Origin of the sequence: Holtiella tumoricola (genome assembly GCF_027857615.1) — a bacterium.
GTDB lineage: Bacteria > Bacillota > Clostridia > Lachnospirales > Cellulosilyticaceae > Holtiella > Holtiella tumoricola.
The window spans coordinates 16,846-34,916 of the sequence record NZ_JAQIFT010000044.1 but is presented as its reverse complement, the minus strand read 5'-3'; the positions used below and the strand labels follow the sequence as shown (position 1 = coordinate 34,916).

The 18,071-nt window shown below is 34.3% G+C and carries 23 protein-coding genes; all 23 read left to right on the top strand.

The genetic code is table 11. From position 1 onward, the window contains the following. Positions 1-32 precede the first annotated feature (32 nt). The 23 genes from PBV87_RS11140 (at position 33) to PBV87_RS11030 (ending at position 17,976) form a co-directional block, all read left to right on the top strand. Positions 33-1,883: a phage tail family protein gene (locus PBV87_RS11140; RefSeq protein ID WP_271012329.1), complete on the top strand. Its 1,851-nt coding sequence runs from the start codon at positions 33-35 to the stop codon at positions 1,881-1,883. Further along, a complete protein-coding gene (locus tag PBV87_RS11135) occupies positions 1,876-2,085 on the top strand; it encodes a tail protein X (protein ID WP_271012328.1) in 210 nt (69 codons plus the stop codon). The genes PBV87_RS11140 and PBV87_RS11135 overlap by 8 nt, the downstream gene beginning before the upstream one ends. Further along, positions 2,082-2,981 (top strand): phage late control D family protein, encoded by a 900-nt coding sequence (locus PBV87_RS11130; protein ID WP_271012327.1) that lies wholly within the window; start codon positions 2,082-2,084, stop codon positions 2,979-2,981. Before PBV87_RS11135 ends, PBV87_RS11130 begins: the two co-directional genes overlap by 4 nt. A 4-nt stretch (positions 2,982-2,985) precedes the next feature. Beyond that, positions 2,986-3,174 (top strand): hypothetical protein, encoded by a 189-nt coding sequence (locus PBV87_RS11125; RefSeq protein WP_271012326.1) that lies wholly within the window; start codon positions 2,986-2,988, stop codon positions 3,172-3,174. A gap of 12 nt (positions 3,175-3,186) precedes the next feature. Continuing rightward, complete coding sequence (locus PBV87_RS11120; protein WP_271012325.1) at positions 3,187-3,750, top strand: phage tail protein; 564 nt, start codon at positions 3,187-3,189, stop codon at positions 3,748-3,750. Between the two features lie 2 nt (positions 3,751-3,752). Then, positions 3,753-4,058, top strand: coding sequence for a hypothetical protein (locus PBV87_RS11115; RefSeq protein WP_271012324.1), 306 nt, complete (start codon positions 3,753-3,755; stop codon positions 4,056-4,058). After that, positions 4,055-5,164, top strand: a complete 1,110-nt coding sequence (locus PBV87_RS11110; RefSeq protein ID WP_271012323.1) for a baseplate assembly protein — start codon at positions 4,055-4,057, stop codon at positions 5,162-5,164. The genes PBV87_RS11115 and PBV87_RS11110 overlap by 4 nt, the downstream gene beginning before the upstream one ends. Beyond that, positions 5,164-5,718, top strand: coding sequence for a phage tail protein (locus PBV87_RS11105; protein ID WP_271012322.1), 555 nt, complete (start codon positions 5,164-5,166; stop codon positions 5,716-5,718). The genes PBV87_RS11110 and PBV87_RS11105 overlap by 1 nt, the downstream gene beginning before the upstream one ends. Before the next feature lies 1 nt (position 5,719). Then, a complete protein-coding gene (locus PBV87_RS11100; RefSeq protein ID WP_271012321.1) occupies positions 5,720-6,400 on the top strand; it encodes a phage tail protein in 681 nt (226 codons plus the stop codon). 14 nt (positions 6,401-6,414) lie between these two features. Beyond that, positions 6,415-7,014, top strand: a complete 600-nt coding sequence (locus PBV87_RS11095) for a collagen-like domain-containing protein (protein WP_271012320.1) — start codon at positions 6,415-6,417, stop codon at positions 7,012-7,014. Between the two features lie 10 nt (positions 7,015-7,024). Beyond that, positions 7,025-7,636, top strand: a complete 612-nt coding sequence (locus PBV87_RS11090; RefSeq protein ID WP_271012319.1) for a hypothetical protein — start codon at positions 7,025-7,027, stop codon at positions 7,634-7,636. 15 nt (positions 7,637-7,651) lie between these two features. After that, entirely contained in the window at positions 7,652-7,984 is a 333-nt protein-coding gene (locus PBV87_RS11085; protein WP_271012318.1) for a hypothetical protein, read from the top strand. A gap of 27 nt (positions 7,985-8,011) precedes the next feature. Beyond that, the gene (locus PBV87_RS11080) at positions 8,012-8,230 is read left to right on the top strand and encodes a hypothetical protein (protein WP_271012317.1); all 219 of its coding nucleotides are present in this window, start codon (positions 8,012-8,014) and stop codon (positions 8,228-8,230) included. A gap of 92 nt (positions 8,231-8,322) precedes the next feature. Beyond that, a complete protein-coding gene (locus tag PBV87_RS11075; protein ID WP_271012316.1) occupies positions 8,323-8,808 on the top strand; it encodes a phage holin family protein in 486 nt (161 codons plus the stop codon). Further along, the gene (locus PBV87_RS11070) at positions 8,795-9,409 is read left to right on the top strand and encodes a lysozyme (protein ID WP_271012315.1); all 615 of its coding nucleotides are present in this window, start codon (positions 8,795-8,797) and stop codon (positions 9,407-9,409) included. Before PBV87_RS11075 ends, PBV87_RS11070 begins: the two co-directional genes overlap by 14 nt. A gap of 493 nt (positions 9,410-9,902) precedes the next feature. Beyond that, positions 9,903-10,874, top strand: coding sequence for a DHH family phosphoesterase (locus PBV87_RS11065; RefSeq protein ID WP_053984651.1), 972 nt, complete (start codon positions 9,903-9,905; stop codon positions 10,872-10,874). Between the two features lie 135 nt (positions 10,875-11,009). After that, the gene (locus tag PBV87_RS11060) at positions 11,010-11,927 is read left to right on the top strand and encodes a BadF/BadG/BcrA/BcrD ATPase family protein (RefSeq protein ID WP_271012314.1); all 918 of its coding nucleotides are present in this window, start codon (positions 11,010-11,012) and stop codon (positions 11,925-11,927) included. A gap of 16 nt (positions 11,928-11,943) precedes the next feature. Beyond that, a complete protein-coding gene (locus tag PBV87_RS11055; RefSeq protein ID WP_271012313.1) occupies positions 11,944-13,086 on the top strand; it encodes an exo-beta-N-acetylmuramidase NamZ family protein in 1,143 nt (380 codons plus the stop codon). A gap of 505 nt (positions 13,087-13,591) precedes the next feature. Beyond that, complete coding sequence (locus PBV87_RS11050; protein ID WP_271012312.1) at positions 13,592-14,545, top strand: ABC transporter substrate-binding protein; 954 nt, start codon at positions 13,592-13,594, stop codon at positions 14,543-14,545. Between the two features lie 24 nt (positions 14,546-14,569). Beyond that, positions 14,570-15,529, top strand: coding sequence for an ABC transporter permease (locus PBV87_RS11045; protein ID WP_053984647.1), 960 nt, complete (start codon positions 14,570-14,572; stop codon positions 15,527-15,529). Beyond that, positions 15,504-16,301, top strand: coding sequence for an ABC transporter ATP-binding protein (locus PBV87_RS11040; protein ID WP_271012311.1), 798 nt, complete (start codon positions 15,504-15,506; stop codon positions 16,299-16,301). The genes PBV87_RS11045 and PBV87_RS11040 overlap by 26 nt, the downstream gene beginning before the upstream one ends. Before the next feature lie 170 nt (positions 16,302-16,471). Further along, the gene (locus PBV87_RS11035; protein ID WP_271012310.1) at positions 16,472-17,467 is read left to right on the top strand and encodes an SH3 domain-containing protein; all 996 of its coding nucleotides are present in this window, start codon (positions 16,472-16,474) and stop codon (positions 17,465-17,467) included. A gap of 65 nt (positions 17,468-17,532) precedes the next feature. Next, the gene (locus PBV87_RS11030) at positions 17,533-17,976 is read left to right on the top strand and encodes a MarR family winged helix-turn-helix transcriptional regulator (protein ID WP_271012309.1); all 444 of its coding nucleotides are present in this window, start codon (positions 17,533-17,535) and stop codon (positions 17,974-17,976) included. The last annotated feature ends 95 nt before the right edge of the window (positions 17,977-18,071 follow it).

Genomic DNA, 18,071 nt, shown 5'->3' with positions numbered 1-18,071 from the left:
CACTATTGAATTAAAGGAGGCGAATAAAGGGAATGGCAAGTAAAAAAGAACTAAAAGCACTGATTACACTTGCAGGTAAAGTTGATCCTAGCCTTCAAGCTTCTTTAATGAAAACAACTAAAAGCACAAAAGGCTTATCAGAGGGATTTAAACAATCTACTAGGTATGTAGCTAAATTTAGTCAACTTGTTAAGGCCAGTTTTCTAGGAGGTGCAATTGCTAGTGGTGTAGTTGCATTGACTAGCAAGGTCGTTGAACTTGGAAAAGAAAGTATTCAACTAGCAAGTGATTTAGTTGAAGTACAAAACGTAGTAGATACGACATTTGCTCAGAATGCATCAAAGATAGATACATGGGCTAAAACGACATTAAATGCCTTTGGTATTACGGAGCTACAAGCCAAACAATGGTCTGGAAGTATGGGGGCCATGCTTAAGAGCAGTAATATAGCTAGCGAAGATATGCTAATCATGTCCACGAACTTGGCGGGATTAGCAGGAGACTTTGCTTCGTTCTATAACTTAGAGCATGACAATGCTTGGCAAAAAATTAGGAGTGGTATAGCAGGTGAAAGTGAACCATTAAAAGAACTGGGTATCAATATGAGTGTTGCTAACCTAGAGGCCTATGCATTGTCGCAAGGAATTAAAAAATCCTTTAGCAATATGTCACAAGCAGAGCAAACACTTTTACGGTATAACTACCTTATGGAAGTTTCAGCGGATGCACAAGGTGACTTTGCTAGAACATCCGATTCTTTTGCCAATCAACAAAAGTTACTTACCAACAATATTAAGCAATTATCAGCTACAATTGCATCAAAAGCATTACCATTTTTAACAAAGCTTTACAAAAAGGCTAATGAATTCGTATCTAATATAGATGTAGATAAGGTTTTTGGATTGTTTAGTAAAGTAAGAGATTTTCTACAGCCTTTAATACCTCATATTGAAAGTTTAGGTGATGTGATTAAGCAAACCTTTAAAGATATCCTCCCTAATCTAGGACAACTAGGGGAAGGATTTAAAAAGTTTATTAGTACAGGCTCAGAGCCTTTATTAAAATTGAATGAAAGTGTAGTCAAACTAGCTGGTGGCTTTTTAAACTTTTTATTACCTATTCTGGTCAAGGTAGGAGATGCTGCTATACCTATCTTTTTAAAAATAAGCGAGGCCTTTGGACCAATTTTGGAGAAAGCAGCGACTATGTTTTCTATATTAGGACCTATTATAGGTGAAGTAGTAGGTGTTATTATTTCAGCGTTTGATGCATTTATGCCTTTAATTCATTATATTTTCCAAGCTTTAGAAGGGTTGATTGATTTTATTACTGGTGCTTTCACAGGTAATTGGCAACTTGCTTGGCAAGGTGTTGTAAATATTTTTGATGGAGTAATGAAGGGGCTTAGAGAAGTCATTGTTGCTCCTATTAATTTCATCATTGAAATTGTAAACCATCTTATAAGTGGATTGAATCAATTATCTATACCGGATTGGGTACCTATAGTAGGAGGAAAATCTTTAGAGTTGCCAATGCTGCCTGCCTTTGCAAGAGGTGGTATTGCAACACAAGCATCTATTTTTGGTGAGGCTGGGCCAGAAATGGCTATCCCTCTTAAACGCACATCAAGATCTTTTGAACTACTGAATCAAACCGCTCAAATATTAGGTATAAATCCAACAAAAGAGCATGTAAACTCTTCGGTAGGTTGTACATTTGATAACTTTGGAGTAAAAGAGCAAACCGTTGTTCAAAAGATAGCTAATATAACTATTCAAGTGATAGGTGAAGTTGCTGAGAGAACACCTATGGACATTAAAGCAAAAGTAAAGGAAGTTTTAGAAGAACTAGAATATGAGGAAGGGGTGATTGCATTTGAATAACTTTGAAATCTATACAACAGTAGATAAAGATACTTTTGATATGATTGCTTTAGATTATTACTTAGATGAATTTAAGGCTCATTTGATTATTCAAGCTAATCCTCAATATGCCTCAATCATTACTTTTAAAGGTGGCATAGAATTGAAGATACCTATCTTAGAAGAAGATAAACCTTCAACTTTACCACCTTGGAAGAGGTGATCGTTATCAAACTTATTTATGAGGGTAAGGATATTACAAATGATGTAAGTATACGTTTGGCTAAGATTATAGATAGAGCTGGTGAGAAACTAGATTCTATAGAACTAGAGGTAAATAATCCTGAAAATGAATGGAGTACATGGAGACCAGAGAAAAATCATCAAGTGATTATAGAAGAAGGTGGTTTTTCTTCTGGTGTCATGTATATTCATAGTATTAAGCAATTAAAAGATACTATGAAAATGATATGTTTACCTATTAAAGAAGAAAGTAAAGAAAAGTATACAAAATCATGGGAAGATGTAACACTCCTGGAACTTTTACATGAAATAGCTAATAAGCATAAGCTAAAACTCAAAACATATAGCTTGACTAATTATAGGTATAGATTTGTGAGTCAGGTAGAGCAATCAGATTTTCTTTTTTTACATCATAGGTGTTTGCTTGAAGGATATGTAATGAAGATTACAGATAATGCCCTTGTTGTGTATGATGAACATTGGATGGAGGAACAAAATCCAACAGTTATACAGAGACAAGAAGTAATAGGTGATTTTGATTATAGAATGTATGCTAGGCAAGTGTACGGAAGTGCTAAGTTAGGAGAATATATTTTTTATTCTCCAGATCATAAAGGCCCAACCTTATTAGTAGATGCCATGGCATCAAGTATAGGTGAAGCTGAACGATTTAGTAAGAATAGTCTAAGAGCAAGTAATAAATATGAAAATAAGATGCAGTTCAGCATTAAGTTTAATCCAGGTATAGCAGCAGGATGTATGGTTGAAACGCAAGGGTTTGGCCTAGCTGATAATCTTTACTATGTTTATATTGTGGAGCAAAATCTTACAAAAGATCAAACTATATTAGTGTTAAGAACAGTTCCAAGGTGGTGACGTTATGAATGTTAAAGGTGAAATAGGTTTTGTGCAAGATGGAAAGGTGAAAGTCTTTATTAAAGAAAAAGCCTTGTATACTAATTTTTTAGATGTAGCTGCGCATATTGGACAGTTACAAGTTAATGATAAAGTAATTGTTGCCTTTTACAACAATAGCTTATCAGAAGGTGCAATTATTGGGAAAGTATAAAGGAGGGCTAGTATGTATCTTGCTATGTTTGGCCCAAAAGGTTTTACAGTAAGTTCAAATAAAGTGATTACATTTGATGATTTTTCTTCAAACTCATCACTTGAAACAGAAAAACAAGAAAGTAAAAATAAAAAGCCTAGCACATATATTAAAGGTGCTGGGCTTGATACATTTAGCGTTAAGGTTAGACTTGACCGTGCATTAGGGGTTTATCCTATGGAGCAAATAGAGGATTGGATGAGTATTAAAGATAAAGCAGAAGCTTATCCTTTTTTATTAAATGGAAAACCTTTTCTAAATACAAAATGGATTTTAAAAAGCATAGGAATTAATGAGACACATATTGATAATACAGGCTATATACTTGCTGCAACCATTACCTTAAATTTTGAGGAATTTGTAAGAGCAGGAAGTGCACAAGCTAGTAAAAAAAATAAGAAAAGCAGTAAGAAAAGCAAAAAAGCAGCAGATACAGCATCTATTTATAATGCGTTAAGCCCTAGTCAAAAGGCGAATATGACACGTACAAGCAATTCACAATCACCAAGTGTTAAGCCAAGTGCAGAAAGGACGTAATGATGAGATATACAATTGAAACATTACAAGTAAGTAGCCTTGATTGGAATGCCAAGGGAGATAAACGCATCTTGCAAAATATCCGTAACTTATTAACTACATGGCGATATGAAGTAGCCTATGACAGAACAAAGGGACTTGATCCTTCTATTTTATATTTACCGAAGGATGATGCTATTGCTTTGTATACAGCTGAAGTATATCGGCTTCTTGAAACGTATCAGCCAGATGTAGAAGTAGTGAGTGTTGATTTAATCAAGATAGATGAGGAAGGTAATATAGATTTTAAGGTGGTGGTAGAACTATGAACTTTGTTAATGTAGATGCACAACAACTTTATGATGATATTATTATACGTTTTCAAAAGGCATTAGGGGATGTTCTTTATCCTGGAGATGAAAGAAGGATCTTTTTAGAGCAAGAGGTTCAAATTATAGTAGCTATTTATAATGCTATTAATGAAAGTGCTAAGCAAAATTTATTAATGTATGCAAGAGGCGCTGTGCTGGATGCTATTGGGCAAGAGTACGATACTAAAAGATTAGAGGCACAAAAGGCAGAGTGCATAGTGAAGTTTACTTTATCCAGTGCTCAGATGAAAACAGTTCATATTCCTAAAGGTACAAGGGTTACACCAGATGGATTACTATTTTTTGAAACTGTAAATGATGCGTATATTATGGCTAGTCAAATGGAAGTAGAAGTTTTAACTTATGGAACAGTTGCAGGAGAAGATCATAACGGTTTTACACCTGGTCAAATTAAAACGTTAGTAGATACAATTCCTTTTATAGGTGCAGTATCTAATACTACGCTTTCAAGTGGAGGCTCATCAGCTGAACTTGATGATAATGGTTTAGAAACATGGAGTGGATATAGAGAGCGTATTCGTTTAGCAGCTTCTAAAATTTCTACAGCTGGCCATGAACTTGGCTATATTTATCATGCCAAATCGGCAGATGCAAATATTGAAGATGTTGTTGTTACATCACCCAACCCAGGAGAAATTCTTATTACTGCATTAATGAAACAAGGAGAACTTCCTAATGAAACGATTTTACAACGGATAAATGATGCTTGTAGTAGTAAAAAGGTACGTCCTATGACAGATAAGGTTTCTACTGCAGCACCTTCAGTAGTAGAGTACGCACTTTCTTTGACTTACTATATAAGCCGTGAACAAGCTCAAAGTGAGAAGCTTATTAAAGATAGAGTCATTGAATCTATAGAAACTTATATTGCTTGGCAAGGCAGTAAGATAGGGCGTGCTATTAATCCAGATTACCTTAAACAACTTGTCTTAAATGCCGGAGCTTATAAAGTAGATATTGTATCACCTACTTATCAAGAATTAACCAAAACACAAGTTGCAAAAGTTACAACTCAGACGGTTACATATGGAGGACTTAAATAATGGAACTTGGTAAAGTAAGCATGCTTTCTCTACAAACAGGAAGTATGAAACATGATCCAACTACTTGTGCTATGAGTAAAGTCTTAAGTGACGTATTTAATGCTATTGATACAGAAAAGAGCTTGATACGTACACAACTTGATACTCTAACAGAAGAGATTTTAGATCTTATAGCTGTTGAAAAAAATATTTTTTGGTATGATTCAAATTCGGATATAGATATAAAAAGAAATATTATTAGAAATTGCAATAAAGTATTTAGGACACTTGGTACTAATTATGCTATAGAGCAAGTTATAGCAGATTATTTTGGAGATGGACAAATAGAAGAATGGTATGAGTATGATGGACAACCTTATCATTTTAGAGTACTTACAACCAATACGAAAGTAACAGGAGAACTTGCAGATCAATTTCATAAAGCAGTAGAAGCAGTAAAAAGGAAAAGTACACGACTTCATGAAGTATTAGTGATCATGAGTGCAAATCTAAATCTTTATTATGGGTTTATTGTACATACCGGTGACAAAATAATCATTAGACAGGAGGGATGAAATGGCTTTTGGAAGTGTAGATTTTACAACAAGAGGAAAGGTGCTGCAATCAAAGGCACAAGTTGGTACGAAACTTAACTTTACTAAGCTTGCCATAGGTGATGGTGAACTAGGGAGTCAATCTATTTTAGAATTGACAGATTTAAAAAGTAAAAAACTAGATATTCCTATATCAAACTTAAAAGTACTTACTGGAGGTATTGCAAGTATAGGTGGTACCTTTACGAATCAGGACATTGACACGGGGTTTTATTGGAGAGAGTTAGGGCTTTATGCAACAGATCCAGACTTAGGAGAAATACTCTATTGCTATGGTAATGCAGGAGCATTAGCTGAATATATTCCCTCTAGTGGTGGTAGTCAAATATTAGAAAAGTTTGTGGCTATTGAAACGATTATAGGAAATGCCATAAATGTGAGTGCCACAATTAATCAAAGTTTAGTATATGCAACTATAGAAGACATTGAGAATCATAATATTAATCCAGTCGCACACTCTGAGTTAATCAATCAAATCAAGAATTTATCTAGTCCATATGTTATACCAGAAGGTTCAGATATTCCTATTCAAGATAGAGTAAAGGGGAAGATGTATTTTAAAGTTACAAGTAGACAAAGTGGTGGAAGTAGCAATGGCATTATAAAAGTAAGCCCTAATATGGGGATTGAAATAAAAGAATAAGGAGTGAACTTTAAATGGCAGAAGTATTAAAAAAAGTAAGAGTACAATTGATAGATGAAAGTACTGGCGAAGTTATTGAAGGAGTAGATGTATTAACGTCAGCAGATTGTGTAACTTTTTCAGATGGAGAAACTTTTCAGCAAAAGTTAAATGCAGGTAAATTAACGGGTCCTAAGGGGGCAACGGGAGCAATAGGTCCACAAGGCCCTACAGGTGCAGCAGGCCCACAAGGTCTAAGAGGAGAAACTGGAGAGCAAGGACCAGCTGGAGTTGCAGGATCTAAAATGCATAATGTTACTGGGACACCAGCTACATCATTAGGTGTAGTAGGAGATTGGGCACTGAATACATCTAATGGAGATGTATTTGAAAAAACAGCATCTACAACTTGGACTAAAAGAGGAAACTTTAAGGGAACAACTGGAGCACAGGGACCAGTGGGAGCAACAGGCCCACAAGGGCCAAGAGGAGAAACAGGACCGCAAGGACCAGCAGGTGCAAAGGGGGCAACAGGACCACAGGGGCCTAAAGGTGATCCAGGTGATGGCATTAAAGTTGGGACAACTACATCCAATGCAGTACCAAGAAAACTATTTTTTAAAGTAATAGAATAGGAGGCATGACATGGCTAAATTAAAAGGAGAACTTCAGGCTGATAATGGAGATGTGCTGCATCCTCATACATCTGCAGATGTTGTATTTATGGATAATGGAACAAGTGCAGAGGAAAAAATTAAAAGTATAGATCAGAAAATAACGGGTATAGATGTTTCAAGCGACGTTAGACGAGTTATCAATGAAAGAGTTAATGCAGATACTTCTAAACCACTTAGCGCTCTAATTAATGAATGGATTACTTCAGCTAAAACAGCTATTTTAGAGACAATAAGTACTTTGGCAACGCATGTTACTAATCAACATACAGCTACTAAAAATCATATAACTTCTAAAGTAGATGCAGCTAGAGATGATATTAAAAGTCATATGGCGAATTCTATGGCAAATCTTAAGATTATTAAGAGTATCCAAAGAGGCGTTTTTGCACCTACAAGTCGTGAGAAAACTGTAACAATTAGCCCAGTTAACATGTCAAAGTCTTTTGTAATTAGTGAAACTGCAATGCATGGTACATCATCAAATTATACAAATACGTGTGTTTTAACCAATAGTACAACGCTAACATTTGCTGGTGGTACAGATTATCAAGTGGCATGGCAAGTTATAGAATTTTATTAGAAAGGGGTAGGTTAGATGTTTAATTATGCACAAATTAATGAACAAGGTTATTGTATCGGTATATCTTCATTAACGAATGAAGTTGTACAAGAAAATATGATTCTTATTGAACAGTATGACAATTTGTATATTAGTAGAAAGTATGATAAGGAATCCAAACAGTGGACTGATGAGTATTTATCTATAATAGATCCGCAGGCAGAATTAACATTACAAGATATCAAAAAGGATACATCGCCAATTAAAGCAACAACTTCATTAACTGCAGATGATACTTTAACAATTATGGAGTATCAAACTGCATTAGATGAGAAATTAAGTAAGATCATTACCCATTTAGGATTATAAAATAATATATTTAAAGGAGACATCACGATGATTGATACAGCACAATACCCAGTACAAGTAAGAGCAAATGCAAGATTAGTAGATGCGGGAAGAAAGAAAGTGGAAAAGTGTCCAGCTGCACAACAAACAGAGATTTGTGTAGTCCTTATTGCTGATTATGAATGGCAGTTAGAAGGAATAGGAGAAAAAGTTATTCCTGAGAAGTACCAAGAAGAAGTCAAAAAGGAACTTGGATTAGTAGAATAAAAGAATGATTTGAGAAAGTAAATAATGTGGCATAAGAGAGCAGCTTAAAGGCTGCATTTTTTGTGCCCTTTTTATATTAGGAAGGAGAAATGATGGAAAATTTAAAATCAAAAGTAGTAGTTCTTTTTACAGCGTTTAATATGCTCTTAACAAATTTCTTTGGTATATTTACTCCATTGCTTTACGTAGTAGCAGGGCTTATGATTGCAGATTTATTTACTAGAGCATATGCGGCAGGAGCTAGAGAAGATGAAAAAGTACAAAGTAAGTTAGTTATTAAAGGGATTTATAGAAAACTCGGCATGGTCATGCTTATATTATTGTCTCTGTTATTAGATTATGGGCTGATTCAGATTGCAAATACACTTGGGATAATGGTTGCTACAAAGGTTATATTTACAGCATTAACATTGGCATGGATATTCGTCAGAGAACTGATAAGTAATTTAGAGAACTTAAGTCATGCAGGTATGGATTTACCACCGTTTATTGTCAAAGCATTAAATATAGCAAAAGATAAAGTAGATAGTATGGGTAATGCTGTAATAGGAGGGGAGAGTAAAGATGAAAATATCTAAAGTAGGTATGAATCTAATTAAAGAATTTGAAGGGTGTCAATTAAAAGCATATAAATGCCCAGCTGGTATTTGGACAATTGGCATTGGACATACAGGAACTATAGACGGTAAGCCAGTATGTGCAGGGATGACTATTACACAAGAAAAAGCAGAGCAGCTATTGAGTGAATGTCTTGAAAAGAGATATGAGCCAGCTGTAAGAAAGTTTACTGGATTAAACCAAAATCAATACGATGCATTAGTAAGTTTTTGTTATAATTTAGGACCGGGTATTTTTAAAGGAAATCTCTTAGGTGCAATTAATGCTAAAGATTGGAATAGTGTAGCTAATCAGATGTTACTTTATAACAAAGCTAGAGTGAATGGTGTATTTACAGAACTAAAAGGATTAACACGTAGGCGTGAAGCTGAAAGAAAACTATTTTTAAAGGAGGCTGAAGAAGTGGTTAAAAAAGTTACAATCAAACTAAATGGTGTAGAAAAGAATGTTGATGCTATAGAAAAAGATGGACATAATTATGTGAAGCTACAAGATCTAAGAGATGGAATGATTGATATTGGGTATGATAGCATGCCTATCATCAAGGTAAAAGTAAAATAATAAAAAATAAAAAGGCCTACTAGAAACTAGTAGGCCTCTCTGTATATAAGATGGTCGCAACTTCTATTATATACAGAGAATGTACTAGTTTGCAAGCTAATTTTATATAGAAGAGAATGAAATATTATCTAATCCTGATAATATTTATGTCATTAAAGGTTGTTATAAATTGAACTATGATAAAATATGTGGTACTATTATGGAACTAAAAAGTTTAACTGACAAAAATTTATTTTTAAATTACATAAAATATATATAATATATACACTAAAAAGTACTATAAAACATAATAAAATAGACATAGGTCATTCAACGTCAATAATTTGAAAAATTAATAGAGAAATGACCTGTTACACCATGTGTAACAGGTCATTCTTATTTGTTTTACATAGAGGCCTATTGATTATAAGAATAGATATAAGTAGGTTGAAGCAGAATATTAGCAGATAGCTAGATATATAGGCAATAGAATTTAGATAGGGAGAAATAGAAAATGAATAAAACATTAATAGTAGAAATTATTAATAAGATACAAGAATATGACACAATAGCTCTTTATAGACACGTTTATCCAGACCCAGATTCATATGGTTCACAAGTTGCTTTAAAAAATATGATAGAAAAAAGTTTCCCGGGAAAAAAAGTGTATTTAATGGGAAAACATGACGAAGACCTTGCTTATATAGGAGTAATGGATGATCCAGAGCAAGTAAGTATTGATGAAAAATGCCTAGCTATTTTATTAGATATAGGTGATGCACATCGTGTAGATGATCAAAGCTTTGCTAAATGTGGCTATGTCATTAAGATAGACCACCATCATCCATTTGGTGAGGAATTTGCTAACCTAGCATGGGTAGATATTAACTATCCAGCAACAAGTTTAATGCTCTTAGACTTATTCTTAGAAAGTGATAATCGTCTTCAAATGGATAAAGTAGCAAGAGAAGCTCTTTATATTGGGATTGTGGCAGATACTGGTCGCTTTGTATACCTAGAGAATCCAACAAATGTATTTAAAAAGATGGAACACCTAACTTATGATTTAAATACAAAGCCACTTTATGCTTCATTCTATAAACGTAAAATGAATGCAGTTAAATTTATGGGATATATCTATAGCAACTTTGAAGTGCGCAAAAATGGTGTAGCAGTACTTAAAATTTCAAAAGAGATTATTGAAGAATATGGTATGGATTACATGGTTGCTGCAAGAATGGTTAATACACTTCAAGATATTGATGGCATTATTAACTGGCATTTCTTTGCTGAAGTTCCCTCTACAGGTAAGATTATGTGTGAGTTCCGTTCAAATGGGCCACGTGTGAATGAAATTGCTGCAAAATACGGCGGTGGTGGTCACTTCTTAGCTGGAGGTGCTACAATAGAGAATTGGGATATTGTAGAGTCTATTATTGCTGACTTTGAAGAAAACTGTGGTGCCTATTTAGGTGAACAAAAATAATAAGAGTAGAAGAGCCGTTTTTAGACGGCTCTTTTTTATATACTTAAAAAGTAGAAGAGTGGATAAAGAATCTAAATTAATAATAAGTGTAATTATACATATACATAATAAATAAAAGTACAAGAAGGTGAAACTATGAATTATGTAATTGGAATAGATGGTGGAGGAACAAAGACGAAGCTAGTACGTTGTACTCTGGATGGCACAGTAATAGATTCATACATGTCAGGCCCCAGTAATATTTTATCAAGTGGATATGGTGTAGTTAGACAATCATTGCATGATGTGATTATAGATGCGGTTATAAACTCAGGAGATTGCTTTGAAGAATGTAGGGCAATGTGCATAGGTATAGCAGGGGCAGCACGTGAAAGTGTTAAAGTACAACTTGAAGCAATAATAAGAGAGACTGGATATAAAGGACCACTTATTATAACTCATGATGCAGAGACTGCACTAATAGGAGGGACCGACGGGGAAGAAGGAATCTTACTTATTGCAGGAACAGGAACTATATGCTATGGAGAAAATAAGGAAGGGAAAACACATAGAGTAGGTGGATGGGGCCATATTATTGGAGATGAAGGTAGTGCTTATAGTATAGGTGTTAAAATTTTAAATGCTATCATGCGAGCATATGATAAAAGAGGACAAGAGACAATTCTTACAGAATTAGTGCTTAAACGATTAGCACTTGAAACTGTAGAGGATATCATTGGTGAAGTTTATAAAGTAGGGGCATCTAAGCAAGATATTGCAGGATACGCTATTTTGATTGAGGAAGCATGTAATAGGGGGGATGAAGTAGCATTAAAAATAATTGATGAAACAATAGATGCTTTAGTAGAGGCAGTAAATACTAATATACATTGCCTAGATTTTGAAAATAAATCAACAAAAGTTATTATCAATGGAAGTGTATTGATCAATAACAAAAGGATTCAAGAAGGATTTTGTAATAAGCTACAGCTACTATACCCTAAAGTAGAAGTAAGTTATATGATTCAAGATGCGGCTTATGGAGCTGCAATAAAAGCAATTAGAACAATATAAGAAGGGAAATAAGATAATGCAAGTAATATTGGGGATTGACCGTATTGATGAAATGATTCATTTATTCCAAGGCAAACGAGTCGGATTAATTACAAATCCTACAGGTGTTAATAGTACCTTAAGAAGCACGATAGATATATTAAATGAAAAAATTAACCTTGTAGCACTTTATTCACCAGAGCATGGCATAAGAGGAGATATACAAGCAGGAGAGAAAGTAGATTCATACATAGATGAAAAGAGTGGTGTAAAAGTCTATACATTATATGGACAGAGTAAAAAGCCTACAAAAGAAATGTTAGATGATATAGATATAATGGCTATTGATATTCAAGATGTTGGATCACGGCTTTATACATATTTATATACGATGGCATATTGTATGCAAAGTTGTAGGGAATATGATAAGCAATTTGTTGTATTTGATCGGCCAAACCCAGTGGGTGGAGAAATAGTAGAAGGAGGATTAATTCAGGAAGGTTTTACTTCATTTGTAGGACTATATCCTATCCCATACAGATATGGGCTTACAATAGGAGAAGCAGCAAAATTCTTTAATAGTGAGTTTAATATCAATTGTAAACTAGAAGTCATAAAAATGCTTGGTTGGCAAAGGAATATGAGTTATGAAGATACGGGACTTACGTGGATATTACCATCCCCCAATATGCCAACTGTAGATACAGCATTTGTATATAATGCAACTTGTATATTTGAAGGGACGAATATTTCAGAAGGAAGAGGAACAACTAAACCTTTTGAATGGGTAGGTGCACCATGGTTAGATGCTTATAAATTAGCCGAGGATATGAATGCAAAGGTATTACCTGGTGTCATCTTTAGGCCAGTTTATTTTACACCAACTTTTTCAAAGCATAATGGAGTGTTATGTAGAGGTGTACAAATACATGTACAAGATAGGTTAGCATTTAAACCAGTCAAAGTAGCCTTACATCTTTTATATGAAATTCAGCATCAAGTACCTGATCAATTTGAATTTTTATCTTCGTATACTACAAATGGAAAGCCAATGATAGATTATAATACCGGTAGTGATTATATAAGAACCCATGAATTTAGCCCAGAGGAAGTATATAGTAGGTGGGAGAAGGAAGCTATAAAGTTTAAAAGGATTAAGATGACTTATCATTTATATTAAAAATAAAAAAATCTTTGACATTTTATTTAAGTAAGCGTATACTAATGTATAATAATATGAAACCTGTGATAAGGAGATAAAACCTTTAGCGCACTTACAGAGAGTTGGGGAGGCTGGGAACCTAACAGAGAGCGGATCGGACAAATGGACCTTTGAGGGCGTAGTGAAAAGCTTAGGCTTAGTAGCATACGACGCGGAGACTCGCGTTAACAAGTCAAGAATGTGATGGCATTCTAGTGAGGTGGGCTTATTTTGTGTAAGCCAAACAAGGTGGTACCGCAGATATAACATCTGTCCTTGAATAAGGATAGGTGTTTTTTTTATTGCCTGAAAGGAGCTGATAGATATGTTATGAACTGAAGATCAGTGGTGTAAGGGCAGAGTATTTAGGAGGGATGATAACCTCAGTTAAATTTAAGTGCTCTCCCTAAACGACACAATCTTGATAAACAGATGTCGTAGTAAACTTATCAAATTGGAAATTAAAAATAGGGAGGATTTAAAAATGAAAAAATTATTAGGTTTAGCATTCGCAGCAATGATGGGATTAAGTGTATTCACAGGATGTAGTGCACAAGATGATAAAATTACAGTAGGAATCGTACAAATTGTAGAGCATACTAGCTTAGACATGATCAGGGAAAGTTTAGTAGCAGAACTTACTACCAAAGGATATGATGAGTCTAAAATTAAAATTGATTATCAAAATGCTCAAGGTGATCAATCAAACTTAAACTCTATTTGTAAAAAGTTTGTAGGAGATAACGTGGATGTAATAGTAGCCATTGCTACACCATCTGCACAAGCAGCAGCTGCAGCAACAAGTGATATTCCGATTGTCTTTTCTGCAGTAACTGACCCACTTGCAGCTAACTTAGTAAGTGATTTAAATAAACCAACAGGAAATATTACAGGAACATCTGACGCTATTCCAGTAGACCAAGTATTTGAACTATGCAAAGAACTTACGCCAGAGGTTAAAACATTTGGATTCTTATATACAGCAAGTGAAGTAAACTCTCAATCAGTTATTGATGAAGCGAAAAAGTATGCCAAGGATTATGGATTTGATTATCAAGAGGTGGCTATTACAAATACATCAGAACTTCAACAAGCTGCATATAGTTTAGCTAATAAAGTAGATGCAATTTATACACCTATTGATAATACAATAGCTTCTGCAATGACAGTACTTTCAGAAGTAGGAAGAGAAAGTAAAATACCAGTCTATGTAGGTGCAGATTCTATGGTTATGGATGGTGCATATGCAACTGTAGGAATTAACTATGAAGTACTTGGACAAAAAACAGCAGATATGGTTGTAGAAGTACTAGAAGGTACACCAATAAGTGATATTCCAGTTGCAACTTTAGATAACTTTGAAAAAGTCATTAATAAAACAACAGCTAACAAAATTGGAGCACCAAATGGCACAGATGGTGCAATCATTGTAGAATAAAACTTTGTGGAGGGAGATTTAAAAATGAGCTTATATACACTTACATCATGTTTAGAACTAGGTCTTTTATATGGTCTTTTAGCACTAGGCATTTATATATCTTATCGTATTTTGAACATTGCAGATTTGACTGTAGATGGTAGTTTTACACTAGGTGCAGCTGTTTCTGTTATGGCAGCAACACTTGGGCATCCTTTCATAGGAATTATTCTAGGTGTTTTAGCAGGTGCTTTAGCAGGTGTTGTAACAGCATTTTTGCAAACAAAACTAAAGGTACAGCCAATTTTAGCAGGTATTTTGACAATGACTGCTCTTTATACGATTAATATTAATGTTATGGGTGGCAAGCCAAACTTAGCACTTGCCAATGTAGAAACCTTATTTAGTAAAGTAAATGGGATATTGGGTAAGCAATGGGGGGGTACAATAGTTGGCCTTATAATAGCAGTATTAGTAGTGTTATTTATTGTAGTATTTCTTCATACACAGGTTGGACTTTCCATTCGTGCTACAGGCGATAACGAAGATATGGTGAGATCTTCTTCCATTAATGTAGATTTTACAAAAACCATAGGTCTTGCAATGGCTAATGCACTTGTAGGATTATCAGGTGCATTAATTGGGCAAAATCAAGGTTTTGCCGATTCAAATATGGGTGTAGGTATGGTAGTAGCAGGTCTTGCTTCTTTGGTAATTGGTGAAATCATATTTGGTACTCTGTTTGAGTTAATCTTTAAGAAACGTACGATTTTGATGCATGTGATAGCAGTTTTACTGGGTTCAGTAGCCTATAGAACGATTATAGCAGTGGCACTTGAGTTTAATTTATCAGCTTCAAGTATGAAGCTCATTTCAGCAATTATTATTACATTAGCTATTTCCTATCCAGTTATAAAAGATAAATTTAACTTTAATAAGAAAAGACGTATGCATCAAGTTGCAAGAAAGGAAGAAGCCAATGTTAACACTCAATCATATCAATAAAACATTTAATCCAGGAACAGTGAATGAAAGAGCAGCTCTTAAAGATATTAGCCTTCATTTAGAACCGGGTGACTTTGTAACAATTATAGGCTCTAATGGAGCAGGAAAGTCTACGTTATTTAATATGATTTCAGGTAATTTCCAAACAGATAGTGGGAGCATTATACTAGATGATATAGACTTAACTTTTATGAAAGAACATAAAAGAGCTAAGTATATAGGAAGACTTTTTCAAGATCCACTTAAAGGAACAGCACCTTCTATGACGATTGAGGAGAATTTAGCACTTGCTTATATGCGTACAGCAGGGCGTAAATTTGGATTTGGGATTAGCAAGCAGGAAAAAGAATTATTTAGAGAAAAATTAGCTAAGCTAGATTTAGGATTAGAAGACCGTATGAAAACAAAAGTAGGTCTCTTATCAGGGGGACAAAGGCAAGCTGTAACGTTAATGATGAGTACCCTCGTTACACCTAAAGTATTACTTTTAGATGAGCATACAGCAGCTCTTGACCCAGGTACAGCAGATAAGGTATTAGCTATTACACAAGAGGTTGTAAAGAAGGATCATATTACGACGATGATGATCACTCATAATATTCAATCAGCTCTAGATCTTGGGAATCGTACGATTATGATGGATGATGGGCGTATTATATTAGATATTAAAGGAAAAGAAAGAGAAGGTATGACTGTGCAAGACCTTCTTGAACGCTTCAAGAAAGAAAGCCATAAAGTACTTGATAATGATCGTATACTACTTACTAAATAGATACACTTATAAATAATATCTTTAGTATTGGATAAAATGGACAAATTGTGAATAAATGAGAGGGATATGTAACATTTTGATTACATATCTCTTTTTTATTATGAAAGAAGAAAGACTTAGCATACAATATTAATGGATTAGGAAGGAATGAGAGTAGAAAGGAAATTACCATGAAGAAGCAGCTAATCATACTATTAAGCTTAGGAATTTTATTAGGAAGTAGTGGTTATATAGTCCACATGCAAGCACACTCAGATAATGAACAAGCAATTCCTATAGAGAAACCGATATTACAAGAAGAAATTATAGGTCAAGCCAGTGATAATATACATATAAAGCAAGAAGAAGCACAACAAGCAGACGATGAAGAAAAAGGATGGAAGTTAGGATTTCCAGAGAAAATATTTGGTTTAGAAACCAATGGAGTTACTTATCAAGGAGGAGAAGAGGTTAAAGCGGATCTAGATGGTGATGGTGTACTAGAAAGTCTACAGTATAAAGTCAGAGAACAGCAAAATGATTTTGGGGCAAATAATGAAGAGGTTACGAATGTAGAAGAGTGTATGAAATTTTTTATTAATGGTAAAGAAAGATTAACTGCAGAGAATGCAGAAGGAGAACTACTACTAGAAGCACCTTCTAAAGAGTTTATTATTGTAGATATTGATGAAAAAGATGATTATAAAGAAATCGGATTTATAGATGAAGGACCGAGTGCAGATTACACAACTACCTATTTTAGATATGACCATGGTAAACTGATTTATTTGGGGATGACTTATGATGATCGTAATGGTGTTTTAGGCGATGGCAAAATTATTTCAAGTGAGCGAGCAAGTATTCTACAAACTTGGTGGATTGATAAGGTTTATGAATTGAAAAATAATATATTACAGGAAGTACCACAAGAATTATATGAAACAGATTTTGTAGTAGGCTTACTTAGAGAAGTACCTATCTATCAAGAGAAAGATGAGATGAGTGAAACTTTTACTGTAAAAGAAGGAGAGAAGATTCGTTTACTTGGAACAGATAATATAAGCTGGATAGCTATTGAAACACAGGACGGGAGAAAGGGCTGGATAAAAATAGATGAATACAGTACAATACATTCAGTAGGCCTAGATGCATTAGAAGTGTTTGAAGGACTATGTTATGCAGGATAAAAAGATTGACAATAAAGGATGTATTATTCTATAATGTTAGCATCCTAACAATATGAGGTGATCCTTTGAAGAAGGAAAAACATATTGGATTTGAAGTAAAGACTCTTTCAAATCTGATAAAGAGATGCTTTGAAGAAAAGTTACGGGTAAAAAACCTTGATAGCTTAACAGGAATGCAAGGATGGATTATTGCCTATATTCATAGACAAGACAATGAAGAAGGCAAAGAAATATTTCAAAGGGATATAGAAAAAGAATTCAAGATTCGTCGTTCAACAGCTACTGGTGTATTGCAAGTCATGGAGCGAGATGAACTTATTATTCGTGAGGCAGTTGACTATGATGCTAGATTGAAGCGTATTAAGTTAACACCTAAAGCAATTAAAGGGCAGGAGATGGTTCTTGAGAATATCAAAGAAATTGAAAGCCAATTAATGAGAGGGTTAACACAAGAAGAAATTGAAACCTTTTTTTATTTGATTGATAAAATTAAAGTTAATGTAAACTAGGAGGAGTGGTGTAAACGTAGAAGTTTACCCTCTCCTTAAAAAATGAATAAATTGTTAGGGAACTTACAATACGGAAGCTAACAATCTACTGGAGA

Excerpts from the sequence above, each read along its gene's own strand:
- PBV87_RS11085 (WP_271012318.1), top strand. The coding sequence starts at position 7,652 with ATGTTTAATTATGCACAAATTAATGAACAAGGTTATTGTATCGGTATA.
- PBV87_RS11105 (WP_271012322.1), top strand. The coding sequence starts at position 5,164 with ATGGAACTTGGTAAAGTAAGCATGCTTTCTCTACAAACAGGAAGTATG.
- PBV87_RS11095 (WP_271012320.1), top strand. The coding sequence starts at position 6,415 with ATGGCAGAAGTATTAAAAAAAGTAAGAGTACAATTGATAGATGAAAGT.
- PBV87_RS11065 (WP_053984651.1), top strand. The coding sequence starts at position 9,903 with ATGAATAAAACATTAATAGTAGAAATTATTAATAAGATACAAGAATAT.
- PBV87_RS11045 (WP_053984647.1), top strand. The coding sequence starts at position 14,570 with ATGAGCTTATATACACTTACATCATGTTTAGAACTAGGTCTTTTATAT.
- PBV87_RS11040 (WP_271012311.1), top strand. The coding sequence starts at position 15,504 with ATGTTAACACTCAATCATATCAATAAAACATTTAATCCAGGAACAGTG.
- PBV87_RS11050 (WP_271012312.1), top strand. The coding sequence starts at position 13,592 with ATGAAAAAATTATTAGGTTTAGCATTCGCAGCAATGATGGGATTAAGT.
- PBV87_RS11070 (WP_271012315.1), top strand. The coding sequence starts at position 8,795 with ATGAAAATATCTAAAGTAGGTATGAATCTAATTAAAGAATTTGAAGGG.
- PBV87_RS11100 (WP_271012321.1), top strand. The coding sequence starts at position 5,720 with ATGGCTTTTGGAAGTGTAGATTTTACAACAAGAGGAAAGGTGCTGCAA.
- PBV87_RS11060 (WP_271012314.1), top strand. The coding sequence starts at position 11,010 with ATGAATTATGTAATTGGAATAGATGGTGGAGGAACAAAGACGAAGCTA.
- PBV87_RS11075 (WP_271012316.1), top strand. The coding sequence starts at position 8,323 with ATGGAAAATTTAAAATCAAAAGTAGTAGTTCTTTTTACAGCGTTTAAT.
- PBV87_RS11090 (WP_271012319.1), top strand. The coding sequence starts at position 7,025 with ATGGCTAAATTAAAAGGAGAACTTCAGGCTGATAATGGAGATGTGCTG.
- PBV87_RS11080 (WP_271012317.1), top strand. The coding sequence starts at position 8,012 with ATGATTGATACAGCACAATACCCAGTACAAGTAAGAGCAAATGCAAGA.
- PBV87_RS11125 (WP_271012326.1), top strand. The coding sequence starts at position 2,986 with ATGAATGTTAAAGGTGAAATAGGTTTTGTGCAAGATGGAAAGGTGAAA.
- PBV87_RS11110 (WP_271012323.1), top strand. The coding sequence starts at position 4,055 with ATGAACTTTGTTAATGTAGATGCACAACAACTTTATGATGATATTATT.
- PBV87_RS11120 (WP_271012325.1), top strand. The coding sequence starts at position 3,187 with ATGTATCTTGCTATGTTTGGCCCAAAAGGTTTTACAGTAAGTTCAAAT.
- PBV87_RS11140 (WP_271012329.1), top strand. The coding sequence starts at position 33 with ATGGCAAGTAAAAAAGAACTAAAAGCACTGATTACACTTGCAGGTAAA.
- PBV87_RS11035 (WP_271012310.1), top strand. The coding sequence starts at position 16,472 with ATGAAGAAGCAGCTAATCATACTATTAAGCTTAGGAATTTTATTAGGA.
- PBV87_RS11115 (WP_271012324.1), top strand. The coding sequence starts at position 3,753 with ATGAGATATACAATTGAAACATTACAAGTAAGTAGCCTTGATTGGAAT.
- PBV87_RS11055 (WP_271012313.1), top strand. The coding sequence starts at position 11,944 with ATGCAAGTAATATTGGGGATTGACCGTATTGATGAAATGATTCATTTA.